The organism is Streptomyces sp. NPDC032091, from assembly GCF_055580265.1.
On record NZ_JBVILR010000008.1, the window covers coordinates 23,804 to 38,188 of the forward strand.

Below are 14,385 nucleotides of genomic sequence, written 5' to 3' on the forward strand. Positions count from 1 at the left end.
CCTCGCGTGTTGAGCGACGTTCTGTATGAACAGGAACTGAGGCTGGCGACAGCGGCGGTGACCACGTCCGTGACAGAGGTCGGATGCCCAGGGTGTTTCCTTGGTGTGCGACGACACGGTGGACACGAAGAGCCGACGCGTGAGGGGCTTATGCCTCGGGCTGTACCCACCGCTTGATGATGTGCGGCGGGGAGAACAGAGCGGGCCATGCTTGCAGGCGAAGCTGCTCGGCGGTCTCGGGCGACTCATACGAGTCGATGTCCGCATCGACGGCAGCAGCGAGGTTCCGCCGGGAAGCTCGTACCCGAATCCAGTCGGCTGGCATGTCGAAGCGTGCTGCGTCGGGGAGGTAGTCGGTGCAGCCCATGACGACGAGGCGTCCCGAAGCCAGGTGGAGACTGGCCTCGATGACGTGGTCAAAGTCGTCCCTGTCGTCGTCGGGCTGTTCTGCGAGGACATGGACGCTGACGGCCACGGTGACGTTGACGGCGGTGCCGATGGCCAGGGCCCCGTCGGTGATGCCGAGCCCGTCCAGGATGGTCTGTTCGGTCCATGCATCGCCGAAGTCGCCTTCGGATTCCTCGTCCATGACGTGGATCTGGTGGTAGTCCGCGAAGAGTTCAAGGTTTGTCGCCACGAGGGCATCATCGCTGCTGCCTGATGAAGGCAGGGTAGCGGGGTGGGGTTGTCTTCCGGCGGGGTGATCCGTACATAAACACTGGCCCGTCTGGAGAGGTTCCGGCTGATCGTTGCAGGTCAGGTGGAGGCTGTCGGTGCTGATCGTGGACTCGGACGTGCTGCTGGCGGAGGCACTCTGGCCGCGAGGGGCGGATGCCGCCGCGGTGATCAGGGCCGGACTGGAGATAGCCGCCCTGGGCATGGGGCACCGCCGGATCGCCGCCCACCTGGGCCTTGCCGACGGCACGGTCCGTGGCTGGTTGCGGGCGTTCGCCGGGCGGGCGGAAGTCGTTCGCCGCCACTTCACAGTCGCTCTCGTCGCGCTCGCGGACGACCCGGTGATGCCGGATGCGGCGTCTTCGACGCTTGCCGACGCCGTCGCGGCGGTCGTGTCCGCCCATCGGGCGGCCGCGATGAGGTGGCCGCACATGCTCACGGTATCGCGGTGGGAGTTCGCCGGAAGGGTGATAGGCGGCAGCGTGAAGCCCAGGTCGCCGGCCTTTTCGCCGCGCGAGGTCAGCCATTCGATGTCATCGTCGGGGCGGGCTATGTAGCCGGTCGAGGCTGGTGCCGATGAAGACGGTGGCGCTGAAGGTCATGAGATCTGCGCAAACGCGGCATCGGACACACGATCCCGGAGAACAACGACCAGAAGAAGCACCGCCGAAACCGGGGGCCAAGCTGGCCTGTTAACTGCACTGACGGTGCTCACGCCCCGGCGCCGTGATTCGGGGTGGGGCGGCGGTCAGACCCTGACCGCCTGTTCTCGATGACGAGGGCCACACCCGCTCGCGCCAGGCGTTCGGGGCCCGGGAAGCGGATCGCCGCGTCGGAATTCCGAGGAGCGGTGGCGGGACGAACTACGCCTGGCTATGGGACAGTTCATGATGTCGTCACCGGCTGCCGGGGGAAGGGCGGAACATGGCGCACGAAGAGAAGGTCATGCTGACGGCTCGCGAGGTGAGCTACTTGTGGCCGGGCGTCCGTACTCACTCGGTGTATGTGAATGCGCTGGCCTATGGGGTGCGGATAGCAACGGATAGCTGGCCGACCACTACGGGGTACGCCAGCAGGACGTCGTATAACGCCGACGACGTGCGCCGAGTGGCCCCGCAGGTAGCAGCCAAGCCACTCAAGGCGCCGTCCCGAATACCGTGCTGTCTGCTGCTGATCGTTCTGGCAGCGGTACCGGTCGTGTGGCTGGTGATGGCTATACGACCCGTCTGCTGCCGATAGTTCTGGCGCCGGGACCGGTCGTGTGGCTGGTGATGGCTATACGAGGCGGGCAGCAGAGGTCAAGTGTGTGGTTGCGCGGCTGGCCAGCCGCGAGATGCTGGGGTGTCAAGTGCATCATCTCTGGCTCATTGGGCAGGGCGCCTCCGAGCCTCAAGGAGAGGCCGGTCAGATGCCTGCACGCGTGAGTCCGGCGTCCGCACGTCCGTAACCGAGCACCTGGGTGAGGACTTGTCGGAACGTGATGAGGTTTTCGGCCGGCGCTTCGATGACGGCCTCGATCTCGCTGTCGGTGCAGAGAAGCCATCGAACTTGCGCGCGATATGGAGCCCCGGTCAACCCCCTCTGCGAACCGTGCCGCGAGGAGCGGCGGGCGCAGTACGGAACCTGAGATGGACCAGCACTCCCCCAGTGCCGTCTCCCGTCTGGAGCGCCTGCCGTCTGCTTTCCCGCCCGAGACTGGTGCTGCTTCGACACATGAGCGGAGCGGCCCCAGGCCCTCCCTTACGGATCTTGTCGGACCAGCGCGCGACGTCGGGCACCCGCGGGGCCCGGAGGAGGGTCTAGCCGAGCAGGCGCCGCAGCCAGTCCCGTCGGGCCGCGACCGCGGTGCGGCTGACGGCCGCGTCCGGGGCGAGGGTGTCGAAGCCGTGGAGGGCGCCGGGCCAGACGTGGAGTTCGACGTGGCCGCCGGCCCGCCAGAGGGCCTCGGCGTAGGCGGTGACCTCGTCGCGGAAGGTTTCGGCGGAGCCGACCTCCAGGTAGGCGGGGGGCAGGCCGGTGAGGTCGTGGGCGCGGGCGGGAGCGGCGTACGGGGGGAGGTCGGGGGCACGGTGCAGGGGGCCGAGGGCAGCCTGCCAAGCGGTGGCGTTGGAAGTGGCGTCCCAGGTGTCGTGGCCGGCGGCCTGCCGGGCCGAGGAGGTGGTGCCGCGGTCGTCCAGCATCGGGCTGAGCAGCAGTTGTCCGTACGGCGCGGGGCCGCCCCGGTCGCGGAGCAGCAGGGTGAGGGCGGCGGCCAGTCCGCCGCCGGCGCTCTTGCCGGCGAGCACGATCCGGTCGGGGTCGATCCGCAGCCGCCCGGCGTGCTCGGCGGCCCAGCGCAGGGCGGTGCGGCAGGCGTGCAGCGGGGCGGGGTAGCGGGCGGCGGGGGCGAGCGGGTACTCGACGGAGAGCACGGCCAGCCCGAGCGGCTCCGCCAACTCCCGTAGCACGCGCGGTAGTACGGCGTACGCGTTGCCGCCGATCAGGCCGCCCCCGTGCAGGTACAGCAGCGCGGGCAGCGGGCCGTCCGCCCCGGCCGGGCGGCCGGAGACCACGGCGACACCGTCCGCGTCGTGCTCGGCCGCCTCGAACCGTCCGCCGTCGGCGAGTTGGCCCAGCGTCGGCCTCGGCCGCCGTTCGGCGTCCCGCCGCTGCCAGGCCGCCAGCCCGCCGGGCGTCAGCGGCGCGGGCACCCCGCCGCGGGCGGCCAGCGCGACGGCCAGCTCGGGGTCCAGGTACGGAACGGTCTCCATGCGGTCGAGTATGCGCGCAGCCCGACGGGGAGCGGCAGGCAGAGTTGACGTCCGTTCCCCACGCTGGTTTGGACCATTCGCCGGGGTGGCTACCGCAACGGAGCCGGTCGGCTCACCCGATCTTGTTGGTCGTGAGTCACCTTCTTCGCACCAGTCGTGTGGATCGCCCCAGCGCCTGAAATCGAACGCCTCTGGCTCGGGGTGCTGTCGGAAGTGCTGAACAACTGCTGCTCGTCGGTGCAGTGTCCGGCCTGCTCGGCGCGCCGGTCGCGCTGCTGCCGGGCCGCTATGGCAACCGTCTCGGCGGCCCCTCGCACTGCCGTAGGAAACGCATGAAGTTCGCATGCATGGGCGACGGGCGGCCGGGCACTCGACGGCTCGGAGGTTGACAACCATGGTTCCCCTGCGGCTTCGCGGTGAAGGTCCTCTGGTGGGTCGCCATCGCGGTGCTGGTGCTGTGGCTGGTCGGTTTCGTCGTCCGTCCCCAGGGCGGCAGCGGCCGTTGGTATCGCTGGTAGCCCTCACCCCGATCGGGCCCCGCAGCGCCGCGCGGACCGCCTCCGGGTCGCAGGCCTCCACCACCGTCCGTGACCATCGGCCACTCCCAGCCTGAGCCTCCGGCGCCGGCGCGCGCCCCTTGCCCCGTCGGGCTTCCCCATACGGCCGGCGGTCAGGTTTCCCTCCCGGCAGCCGCGCGGGTCGCGACGTCTCCCCTACCCTGTCGATGTGCTCCTCTGTGCTCGGCCGAGGGGTGGGCACCGAACGGGGAGTCGCGAAGCATGGTGCACGGGTGCGAGGGACGGTCTTCTGCGCTCAGCCGCCGCAGTGTGATCGGGGGGCTGGGGGCGATTCCCCTGCTGCTGGGCGGCTGCGCCTCCAAGAGCAAGGGCGCCGCCCCGCCGCGGTCCGCGCAGGCCACGAGTCCATCCCCGGGCACGACGACTGGTGGAGACGGCACCAGCGGCGGCAGCGGCGACCTGGTCGCGATGATCATCCGGCACGGTGAAAAGCCCACCGGCAGCAAGAAGGGCATGGACGACAACGGCAAGCCGGACAGTCACTCCCTGACCGACCGGGGCTGGGCCCGGGCCAACGCGCTGCCGCGGCTGTTCGCCCCGAAGCCGGCCGCCGGCCTGGTGCGGCCCGTCAAGGTGTACGCCGCCACCGATCAGGGGCCGGACGCCGGCGGGCACCGGATGCGACAGACCGTCACCCCGCTGGCCAAGCAGCTCGGCCTGTCCGTCGACCTCACCTACGCCGAGTCGAAGGAAGCCGATCTGGCGGCGGCCGTCTCGGTGGCCGCCGGCCCCGTGCTGATCTGCTGGGAGCATTCCCGGATCCCCGCGATCGTGAAGGCCCTCGCGCCGCGGAGCGGCGCCCCCACCTCCTGGCCGGACCGCTACGACCTGATCTGGGTCCTCACCCGCACCGCAGGAACATGGTCGTTCAGGGAAGTCGACCAGCACCTCCTCGACACAGACGCCTGAGTCAGGCTCTTCCCGGCACCCCGCCAGAACGCACGCTGGCCGCAGCGAGACGGCTGGTGTGGGTCGACCCGGGTGTCGTGGCTGGGAGATTACCTACCTTCGCCCCCTTCGACGCTCTGTCCCACCTCGCCGGCGCATGACCTTCCCTCGAACCGCAGGTGCCGGCCACAGCTTGGGATGGAGCAAGGGAGGCGGACCTACATCAGGGGGCTGACGCCGCGCTGATGGACAAGCTGCGCGCTCGCGCCTGGGATCCAGCCCTGCGGTTCGACAGGGCCCAAGTTCCGCTCGCCTGGATCGAGGAGTACTACGGCCAGGAAGGGCTTGTGCGGATCCAGGGAAGAATCATATCTCGCGGCAGCGAGGGAAAGGTCACGGTCGATGCCCGAGCGGAGGAGGTCGCGTGCTACTTCGCTGGCGCTCCCCGCGGGCCACTGTTCGCGCCGATCAGTGGCCAGGAGGTCGCTGCCGCGGAGCGGATCGTCGGGCACCCTCTGCCGGAACTGCTCCGACGGATTCACACCGAGGTCGGCAACGCGGCTTCGGGCCCGATGCAGGAGTCGCTTCACTGGTCGCAGGCGAGCGCGTGCCCGGGACGCCTGGCTGACTGGCAATCCTCGCTTCGCATGCCCCAACTCCACCGCAAGGAGGGGCTGCCTGCCTCATGGCTGTATCCCGTGCCAGGTGGTTGCACGATGGAGTGGCACGTCTCGTTGCTCGCTGTAGACAACCCGGCGCCGCTCTCCACGTGGACGGGTGGGGGCCCGGCTGGGGCGATGACCCACACGACGGCCTCCGCTACGCGAGTCCGTCGCTGCGGGAGCGGTTGTGGACCTGGGCGTGCGCCGGCGACGTCTGGGCTCCCGTGCACGAACACGCTGAGCCACGACTGCTGCTGCCGCACAACGGCTGCTGGCCCTTCATCCTAAAACGATCAGTAACCACCGCTGCGGGAACTTCATCTCATGCTGTGGCCAGGAAGGTTTGCCTGGTTGCTCGTTGTGCTGGTCGGATGTGACGGCTTCGACCGGCAGCGGTGCGACGCACCAGCGGTGCAGACCGTGAGGAGTACGAGGGCGGCGGCGCTCAAGGCCAGGCCGGAGCCGACGCCTGCCGTGCGGTAGGTACAGGCGAGGCTCTGACCTCCGTTCATCCGGACGGCGATCAGCCCGCCGAGACTGGCGGGCGAGCGCGGCGTGGCGCCGTCGACCGCGCACTGCCAGCCGTCCACGGCCGGCAGTGCGATGACGGCGACATTGTGGCGGGGCCCGGCGAAGGAAGCCCGGATGGTGTGGCCCGAGGCATCCAGGACGGTGGGACCGTCGGCGGCGAGCTCGCGGACGGTGCGCTCAAGACGGGCGGGGTCGAGGCAGCCCAGGCTCGGGCTGGGCATCGGCTGTGCCCGGGTGGGGCGGAGCTCGATGGGGAAGGGGTCTGCGGTCGTGACGCGGCCGAGCCTGACGAGGCCGTTGCGGGTCATCGGCTCCTGTCCCCGCAGCGTCGTGGTGGCGCCGAGCGCGCGGACGGTGCCCGAGTACCAGGGGGCGTGGAGGTACGCGTCGCTGCCCGCCGGGCAGCGACCGATCAGGACGGTGGCCGTAGGGGGTCGCGGCCGGGGCGGCCTGGCGGGATCGAGGTCGCGGACGAGGTAGAGGCGGGTGCCCATGAGACGGTTGCGCAGGTGGAAGACGGACGGGTCCTGAGGGCTCTCGCCGTCGAGCCGGGTGCCGGCAGCCCGCACTGTGACCACGGGCAGTGCAGGGGCCAGGTGCTGCGCGAAGCCGAGCGGATTCGCGTGGCTCGGGTTCAGGCGGGCGGCCACCCCCATCAGGGCGTGGCCCACCTGGTCGTCGGCGTCGAAGGAGAGCAGGTGGCGGCCGCCGATGTACCAGCCGGCGCCGAGGGCGGCCAGGGTCCGCGCGGACTTCGCCGGGACGAAGCTGCTGTAGTAGGCGCCGCCCTGGCCTCCCAGCAGCAGCGGGTCGTTGTCCGCGAACGCGTGCGGGCCGGGATCACTGCGGGTGAGCGGCCAAGCGGTCCGGGCGCGGACGGCGGCGGACGCGGCCGCCGCGTGGGGACCGAAGGTGGGCTTGGGCTGCCACCAGTCGCTGTCGTCACGGATCCTCTCCAGGCTCAGGGTCGCTCCGGCGGCGCCCAGCGCGGCGGTGACAGCGAGGCCTGCCGCTGCCGTCCGGCGTACGTGCGGAGCGCGGTGGGCCGGGTACCACAGCAGGCCGAGTGCGGTGCCGCAGCCGGCCAGAGTCAGCACCCAGGTGCCGCGTGAGAGGGCACTCCCGGTGCCCGCGGCCACGAGGAGCAGGGCCGTCAGAGCGGCGCCTGCCGTCAGTTGCGGGGCGCGCGGGCCGCGGGACAGGGCGAGCCAGGCGATGATGACGAGGATCGCGGTCAGGGCGATGGAAGCCCGGTAGGGGCCCCCGTTGGGCAGGGCGAAGCCGTGCCACAGCAAGATCGTCGGCTCCCACACCAGGGACAAGGCGACGGCAACGGCCAGAGCGCTCCACAAGGCCCGCTCGCGGCGCGGGACCTGCCCCATGAAGGGGTAGCACAGCGCCAGCGGAAGGGCCAGGACGCCGACGGCGGCGAAGGGGGCGCTGCCGGTGTATCCGGCGGGCAGCAGGTGTGCGAGGTAGGCCCGAACCCCCGGCGGCACGTATGTGGCGGGCGGTGCGGGCTGGGCGGCACGGCTGGCCAGGAACGGCACCGTGAGCACCGGGGCCACGAGCGCCACCCCCACAGCCGTCGCGGACAGCGCACGTCCGACGCAGCGGATCCGTTCCCCGGCGGGCCGGCCGTCCGTCGCGAGGCGTACGGCCAGGACGAGGCCCATGGCCAGCGTGACCATCGCGGCGGTATAGAAGTTGCCCGCCCAGGAGAGGCTGACCAGCAGGACCGCCGACGCCCAGCGGCGGCGGCGCAGGCACCAGTCCATGGCGATGCCCGTCAGCGGAAGGGACACCAGGCCCCACATCCACATCGGGTCCGCGGCGGCGACCGCGACGGTCCAGGAGCTGACGCCGTAGCCGACCGCGAGAAGTCCGGCCTGCCAGGGCGGCCCGGTCCGGATCCGCAGCAGCAAGAGCGTCATCAGGCCAGTGCCGAGTCCGATGCTGAGGAGGGTCACCAGGAAGACCGGGAGCTCGACCATGTCGCGGGGGAACGGCCCCACGAGCCAGGAGAGGGGGTTCATGAGGTAGGCGGTGAAGTCGGCCAGGAAGGGCACTCCGTAGCCGCTCCCCCAGTTGAATACGAGGTCGCCGGGGGTGTTGCTGTGCATGAGGTCCCACAGATGCGCGTGGAACGGCACGAACTGGTTGCCGAGGTCGTTGACCGCGCGCGAGCGCGAACCGAAGGGGTACACGCCGTGCACGGCCATGGCCAGGCAGTAGGCGCCCATGGCCAGGGCCGCAGCCAGTCCCGCGGCCATGGCCCTGCCCGGACCGGTGTCGGCGGGCGGTCCGGGTGGCCCCGGATGGCCGATGCCGCGCACGTGCCGGTCCGACAGCGGGACCAGAGGCCTGTCTTTCGCGGTCATCGCAGGCCTAGACGAGGGCCCGCGCCGGGAGAGCCGCCACGCCCTGACCGGAGGCGGCGGTGGGTACGGACGGCGCCCGGCGTGAGTGACGGAACGCTCTGGTGGCCACAGGGGGGCTTCCTCTCCAAGGCGCTGAACCGGACACATGGGGGTACGGCGGCGTCGGGCCCCGCATCACGGTCCTCAGGCTAGCCAGGCCCCGCGAACACGGCGACCGGGCTCCCGCGCCCACAGCAGGGAGCCGAGCCCAGCGCCGCGGGTGCACCGTCGGCGCACGCCGCGTAGTACTGGTGCGGAGGGTGATCGCGCACTTCGCGCGCGGGAGCAGAGGGAGGAGAGGAAGAGGCGTGGCCAGATTCATGCGCACCGCTGCGGCCGCCGCCTCCGCGTTGGCCCTGTGCATGGCGGCCTCGATGGCACCGCACCCGAACGCCGGACGCGTCCCGGCGGCCGCCCCGTCGGCATGCCGGCGGACCCTCGTGGTGGTGGCCCACCCCGACGACGACCTGGTGTTCGTCAACCCGGACATCATGGCCGCCGTCGCCCGCAACTGTTTCGTCTCCACCGTCTACCTCACCGCCGGTGACGGCGGCGAAGAAGTCCCGCAGGAGGCGAAGAACTACGTCCTGAACAGGGAGAACGGCGTCCGTAAGGCCTACGCGGAGATGGCCGGCGTGCGGGACGACTGGACGGCGGACACAGTGCGCGCGGACGGTCGCAGCATCCGTTCTTTCCGGCTGAACGGCGGGGGGCGGGGCAAAGACGTCCGGCTGACGTTCCTGGGCCTGTACGACGGCAAGCCCAAGGGCGGAAGACCGCAAAGCCTCCTGAGGCTCTTCACCGCGGACCGCAGGGCCATCACACCGATGCAGGGCGCCATGAGCTATACGGAGGAACAGCTGGTGTCGGTCCTGGCCACCCTGATCCGGCGGGCGCGGGCCGACACCGTCCTGACCCTGGATCCCGACGTCGCCTCCTTCGCGACGGGTACCGACGGCCACGTGGACCACAGCGACCACGGGATCACCGCCCGCTATGCCCGCGAGGCCGCCTACCGCACCGGCACACATCCGTACTACTACCGCGGCTACACCGTGGCCCCGCTCAGCAGAAACCTGACACCGGCCGAGACATCGTGGAAGGAACGCATCGCCCGTTGGTACCTCGCGACCAGCCAGTGCCCCCGCGAGCACGTCTGTGCCACCCCTAGGGAGGCGAAGGCCGTACTCGGCCCGACCTACCGGAGTTGGGTGGAGCGCCGCTACCAGCGCACCCACCGTGATCCCCGGCCGGGCGAGATCCTCGCGGACGTGGGCCGGCTCACGCGGCATTCGGGTGACACGGCCGAGCAGTGCCTCACGGCGCCGGCCGGATCATGGCACTCCGGACCGGTCCGGCTCCACGTGTGCGACGGGTCCACGCGGCAGGAATGGAAGACCGCCGCCGACCACACCATCCGCCCACGGCAGAACCCGACATACTGCCTGACGGCGGCGGAGGCCGGCGCACGCCTTTTCCCCTGCCGGGCATCCGACCCGAACCAGTCATGGCGGCCACTGCCCTGGAGCGCCCCTCACTGGCAGCGCACGGCCTGGCGGCTGTCCGGCGCGAGGAACAGGTGTCTCTACCAGAACGATCGTCACCTGCCGCGCCGGAACGGCGACACGGACCAAAGTCCGCGCCTTGAGCTCGCGGACTGTGCTGGACCACCTCTGCCCGGGCTGTACTGGCGTTCCTCAGTGCCGCCCCCGGGCTGAAGACCGCGTCTTCGAAGCGGTACACAAGCTCGACGAAGACTCCCCCTCCCCGTCACCGCCGGAAGAGGACATCTCCTCGGGCAAGCAGGGAGGCGTACGGCTTCGTGCGGAACGCAGTCACCGCCGTGAACGCGTCTGGTTGAACTCCGTGCTCGGCCTCGTGGATACGCCGGGAACAGGGGCGCCGCCCCCACGGGCTTCCCGTGCCGCTCGGGCAAGGGCACGGTGGCCATCCAGGACCACACCGCCAACGCCCGCCGTACGCAAGCCTCGGTCGGCGTGGACCGAACTGCCCCGGCCGTCCGGCACCGGCACCCGAACCGGTCGCGCTGCAGCGTCGGAGCGAACATCGGGCCGCCCGGACCGGCCAGTCACCGGGCAGGCGGCCCCTGCGCAGGCGTCGTCTGCGACCCGGCCGTCGGTCCGTGGCGGACCCGGTCCAGGACCAGGTCCACCGTCGCGGTCACCAGATCGGGGTCGTGGAGCTGCACGTAGTGGTCGCTGCCCGTGGCCAGGATGTGCGGCGTGTTCGGACCCAGCGCCACCAGGCTGTCCTGCAGGCGCGGCCAGGCCGCCTCGACCGCCTTCATCAGCGTGTGCGGGGTGCCCGGCGCCACCTCGAAGGGCGCGGTCTTGCTGATGACCGCCATGGGTATCGGGGGCAGGCGCGGCCCCTTCGCCACCGCCGTCATCGCGCCGTCGAGGTCGATCGTCTCGAAGCCTGGATCCCGCTCGACGGGCACCCCTGGCCGGTTGACCAGGCGGGCGTAGGCCGGCCAGTCGGCTCCCAGCCCGTCCCGGATCTCGGGACCGAAGGCGTCGACGAACACCAGACCAGCCGTCCGTTCGGGGTGCGTCTGGGCGTAGAGCCGGATGATCATCCCGCCGAAGGAATGGCCGACGAGCAGATACGGGCCCTTCTCCCCGGCCGCGGTCAGGGTCTGGTCCAGCTCGGTCACCAGCGCCGGCAGGCTGCGCGGCATGGCCACGGGGCTGCTCCGGTCGGTCAGCGTGGGCGGTGCCGTGTAGCGGATCGTGCCGGGGCGGTCGTACGTGCACACGCGCGCACCGCGCGCGATGCCCGGCAGGGTGGCCGGGGAGGCGGGCACGGGTGGCCGGGTGTCGGTCAGGCTCCAGACGTCGGATGAGTCGTGGATACCGGACTCAAGGACCACGGTGGGGGTGCCGTGCCCCCGGCAGTCCAGGTAGATCATGCGCCCATCGGGCAAGGTCACCTGCCGGCCGCCGTCCACACGACTGGCTCCGGCGGGCGAGGGTGTGGGGGGCAAGGCCGCGAAGGCACCGACACCCGAAGGACCGAGCAGCAGCAGCCAGCCGACCGCCACCGCCGCCGTTCCGCGCGGCACTCGCACCAGGCCCCCGCGTCCCATGAGCCCAGTATCACGCCGCACCGCTGGCCCCTCCATCTGACCCTGGGGTCGCCGTACAGCTGCCGGACTCCGTCCTCGCCGGTGGCGATCTCGGCGTAGCCGGTGGCGGCCGTCAACGTGTCCAGTGCGGGCAGCGGGCCGGGTCCCGTACAGCGGTGCCGATCGCGTAAGGAGTCCCGGACCAGCGATGGCATCGCCGGCTCACCGATGGTGAGGCAGGCATCGGTGTAGACCACCGAGCTGCCGCGGTGCCCGGTCGCACCACATCCTGCCGGTCGCCGATCCGCAGCACGTCAGGGTGGTACGTGGTCCGTGAGCGCGGAGGCCAGCCAAGGCCCGATGATGCCCTGGCAGGCCGAAATGGACGCCACGGCGGTGCGCGGAGGGCCGTTCCCCGTGGTACGGCCCGCTGTCCGACACCGAGGTCGGCGCCCTGGCGCGCGGCCGGCCTCCGGTATGCGAGACGCGGGTCCAGCCCGCGACTCTCTTGGTCTCCCCGGCGACCATAGCCGTGAGCATCTTCTTCAGATCGGGGAAGTCGACGAGCGAGGAGCCCTTCGCGTCCGGGACCGTGACCGACACGGCGGTCTCGAAGCCGCAGGCGCTGAAGCGTCGACATAACGAAGGCTGCCGCGAGGGCGGCCGCCCCCTTCAGATAAATGATCTTCTGCATACCTGGGGCCGACCTGCTTCCCCAGGGCCTCGACGGTCGCGAGCGCGCCAGCCACCGCCGGACGCCCCACCGCCTCCTCGGCCGGGCGCCCACAGGGCGTCCGGGCCCCCTCGTGCCCGGCGACCAGGTTTAGCTGCTCGGTGTTCAAGGTAGTCCATGAACGGGGCGGGAACGGTCCCGTTGGTGGTCGGCCGTGGTGTCTGCCGCTGGCGGAGCGGGTGCTGCTGGGGGCCGTGTACTACCGCACCACCCAACACCACCGTGCCTGCCCGAACCAGACCTTCTGCAACACCCTTTAGGCGGGTTCTTGTCACAGTCAGCCGGCCTCCGCCGTCGACCCCACCCCGAACGGAGGCACGTCGCCCACGCTCATGTCGCGGAATCGCTGGAACCTCAGCGGGTGACGGAACCCCCCGCGGGGCACCGCCCGGTCGGCGCTGACTTCCGCCACCAGGTCCGGGCGGACCAGCACCACGTCCAGCACGTCGCGACTCCCCCACGTCGAGGTGAACCGCACCCCCTCGAAGGGGTGACCGGGCCCGGCCCCGGCGAGGTGGCTATGCCAATGGTTGTGGGAGGCGTCTGTCGATGAGTTGGGGTGTCACTCGGGGGGCCTGGGAGCCTGCAATATCGACGAGTTTCGAAGTCGCCCAGACGTTCGATCGACTCCCGAGGGCGGTCCGGCTGGGCCGTAGGATGCGTGTGTGGCGCGATTTGACGAGGTCAGGACGACGTTCTGGGGTGACGGGCTCTATGGGGTTCAGCCACCGTTGACTGACGCGGTGGTCCAGGACGCCGAGGCTCAGCTCGGGGTTCGCCTGCCGTCGTCGTTCCTGGAGCTTCTGCAGGGCCAGAACGGCGGCCTGGTGGCAGATCGATGGGACGCGTTTCCGACCAATGTTCCGACTTCATGGAGCGAGGACCACGTCCCGCTCGACATGGTGATGGGGATCGGCCGTCACGATGATCAGTTGTCGTTGCTGGACTCGCCCTACTTGGTGGAGGAGTGGGGACTGCCGTCCCCGCTCGTCTTGCTCTCGGGTGATGGGCACTGCTGGATCGCCCTCGACTACCGGGTCTACGGCCGGCAAGGTGAGCCGTCGGTAGCGTGGTTCGACGCAGACTGGAACTCGGAACTCACCCTGGCTGCAGACTTCAGAGCATTCGCGGAGGGCCTCACCTCTGCCGCGTCCTTCGATCCCGACAGTCCGGACGAGGAGCCGCCAGCGTGTTGGCCAGGGCCGGCTGATCCTGTTGCTCAGCTCGCGGCTCGGTCCGCCTGAGCCTTGGTGTGGGCGAGGCGGTAGGACTCGGTCCCGGTCTGGATGATGTTGCCGCCGAAGGTCATATTCTCGTGGCCGGACAACGGCGTCGAGGCCGGAGCTCGGTCCCGGGCAGCCTGGTCCGCGACCTGCCTGACCTTGCCCGTCGGAACCTCGGTGACCGGCGAGGTTGTCGGCCGCCAGCCCTTCGGCGTCTTCATGACCATCGACAACGCCCCAGACGCGATCGGCCTGGCCGAGATCACGGCGATGCCCCGGGACGCAGTGCTCCCGCTGATCGGAACCCGCGTCAGCGGCGAAGTCATCTGGCATGTCGGCCACAACTCCCAGGTGAAGATCAAGCTCGACGAGTGGAAGGCAAGTACCTGATGCCCAGGCGCAGGCAGGACTGGCGCAGCCGACTTGGCCGGCCCGCCACGGCCGTGCTGTTCAGGACCCCACTCAAGTGGCGCTTCGCCGTCTACCTCGCCGATCCCGGCGGTGTCCTGGACGGCGCGCTTCCCAACGAATCGCCCGACGGTTCACCCGAGTCCGCTCAGGAGGCCATGCACCGCTGGATCGAGGACACCTTCCAACGGTCGGTCACCATGGCCTGGACGCCCACCGACAAGCCGGACTGGTGGACAGGGGATGTCACCGCAACCCGGTCCGGAACCGCGGGGGAGTCGCTTCGCTGACACTGTCAGCGAAGTAGATGACCTGCTCAGCTTGGCTCTTCTCAAGGCCAGGTACAGATGACGGCCTGCTCAACCGTCAGAAACTGCCTCCGCACGCGGCGGACGGCATCTGCCAGCCGATCACCTCATACGATCTTCG

The 14,385-nt window shown here is 70.5% G+C and carries 11 protein-coding genes and 1 pseudogene; 7 read left to right on the forward strand and 5 right to left on the reverse strand.

Annotated elements, in window-relative coordinates; genetic code table 11:
• Positions 1 to 148 precede the first annotated feature (148 nt).
• Positions 149 to 637, reverse strand: a complete 489-nt coding sequence (locus ACZ5NJ_RS15035; protein WP_468765289.1) for a hypothetical protein — start codon at positions 635 to 637, stop codon at positions 149 to 151.
• Between the two features lie 136 nt (positions 638 to 773).
• Between ACZ5NJ_RS15035 and ACZ5NJ_RS15040 the strand changes: the two genes are divergently transcribed.
• On the forward strand, positions 774 to 1,232 hold the full coding sequence (locus tag ACZ5NJ_RS15040) for a hypothetical protein (RefSeq protein ID WP_468765290.1): 459 nt from the start codon (positions 774 to 776) through the stop codon (positions 1,230 to 1,232).
• A 1,242-nt stretch (positions 1,233 to 2,474) separates the two neighbouring features.
• On the opposite strand, the gene ACZ5NJ_RS15045 is transcribed toward ACZ5NJ_RS15040, so the two are convergent.
• Positions 2,475 to 3,425 (reverse strand): alpha/beta hydrolase, encoded by a 951-nt coding sequence (locus ACZ5NJ_RS15045; RefSeq protein WP_468765291.1) that lies wholly within the window; start codon positions 3,423 to 3,425, stop codon positions 2,475 to 2,477.
• Positions 3,426 to 4,252: 827 nt separating this feature from the next.
• Between ACZ5NJ_RS15045 and ACZ5NJ_RS15050 the strand changes: the two genes are divergently transcribed.
• Positions 4,253 to 4,912, forward strand: coding sequence for a histidine phosphatase family protein (locus tag ACZ5NJ_RS15050; RefSeq protein ID WP_468765292.1), 660 nt, complete (start codon positions 4,253 to 4,255; stop codon positions 4,910 to 4,912).
• Positions 4,913 to 5,870: 958 nt separating this feature from the next.
• Here the strand turns inward: ACZ5NJ_RS15050 and ACZ5NJ_RS15055 are convergent.
• Complete coding sequence (locus tag ACZ5NJ_RS15055; protein ID WP_468765293.1) at positions 5,871 to 8,465, reverse strand: YfhO family protein; 2,595 nt, start codon at positions 8,463 to 8,465, stop codon at positions 5,871 to 5,873.
• A 347-nt stretch (positions 8,466 to 8,812) separates the two neighbouring features.
• Here ACZ5NJ_RS15055 and ACZ5NJ_RS15060 point away from each other — a divergent pair, with 347 nt between their 5' ends.
• On the forward strand, positions 8,813 to 10,222 hold the full coding sequence (locus tag ACZ5NJ_RS15060) for a PIG-L family deacetylase (protein WP_468765294.1): 1,410 nt from the start codon (positions 8,813 to 8,815) through the stop codon (positions 10,220 to 10,222).
• A gap of 371 nt (positions 10,223 to 10,593) precedes the next feature.
• Here ACZ5NJ_RS15060 and ACZ5NJ_RS15065 read toward each other — a convergent pair whose 3' ends face one another.
• Complete coding sequence (locus ACZ5NJ_RS15065; protein WP_468765295.1) at positions 10,594 to 11,436, reverse strand: alpha/beta fold hydrolase; 843 nt, start codon at positions 11,434 to 11,436, stop codon at positions 10,594 to 10,596.
• Between the two features lie 990 nt (positions 11,437 to 12,426).
• On the opposite strand from ACZ5NJ_RS15065, the pseudogene ACZ5NJ_RS15070 reads away from it, so the two are divergent.
• Positions 12,427 to 12,534, forward strand: a pseudogene (locus ACZ5NJ_RS15070) (IS5/IS1182 family transposase); the annotation flags it as partial.
• 68 nt (positions 12,535 to 12,602) lie between these two features.
• Here the strand turns inward: ACZ5NJ_RS15070 and ACZ5NJ_RS15075 are convergent.
• Positions 12,603 to 12,770, reverse strand: a complete 168-nt coding sequence (locus ACZ5NJ_RS15075) for a hypothetical protein (RefSeq protein ID WP_468765296.1) — start codon at positions 12,768 to 12,770, stop codon at positions 12,603 to 12,605.
• A gap of 220 nt (positions 12,771 to 12,990) precedes the next feature.
• On the opposite strand from ACZ5NJ_RS15075, the gene ACZ5NJ_RS15080 reads away from it, so the two are divergent.
• The 3 genes from ACZ5NJ_RS15080 to ACZ5NJ_RS15090 all read left to right on the forward strand — a co-directional run bounded on the left by ACZ5NJ_RS15080 (position 12,991) and on the right by ACZ5NJ_RS15090 (position 14,246).
• Complete coding sequence (locus ACZ5NJ_RS15080) at positions 12,991 to 13,569, forward strand: SMI1/KNR4 family protein (protein ID WP_468765297.1); 579 nt, start codon at positions 12,991 to 12,993, stop codon at positions 13,567 to 13,569.
• Between the two features lie 156 nt (positions 13,570 to 13,725).
• The gene (locus ACZ5NJ_RS15085) at positions 13,726 to 13,938 is read left to right on the forward strand and encodes a hypothetical protein (protein ID WP_468765298.1); all 213 of its coding nucleotides are present in this window, start codon (positions 13,726 to 13,728) and stop codon (positions 13,936 to 13,938) included.
• Positions 13,920 to 14,246, forward strand: a complete 327-nt coding sequence (locus ACZ5NJ_RS15090) for a hypothetical protein (RefSeq protein ID WP_468765299.1) — start codon at positions 13,920 to 13,922, stop codon at positions 14,244 to 14,246. Before ACZ5NJ_RS15085 ends, ACZ5NJ_RS15090 begins: the two co-directional genes overlap by 19 nt.
• The last annotated feature ends 139 nt before the right edge of the window (positions 14,247 to 14,385 follow it).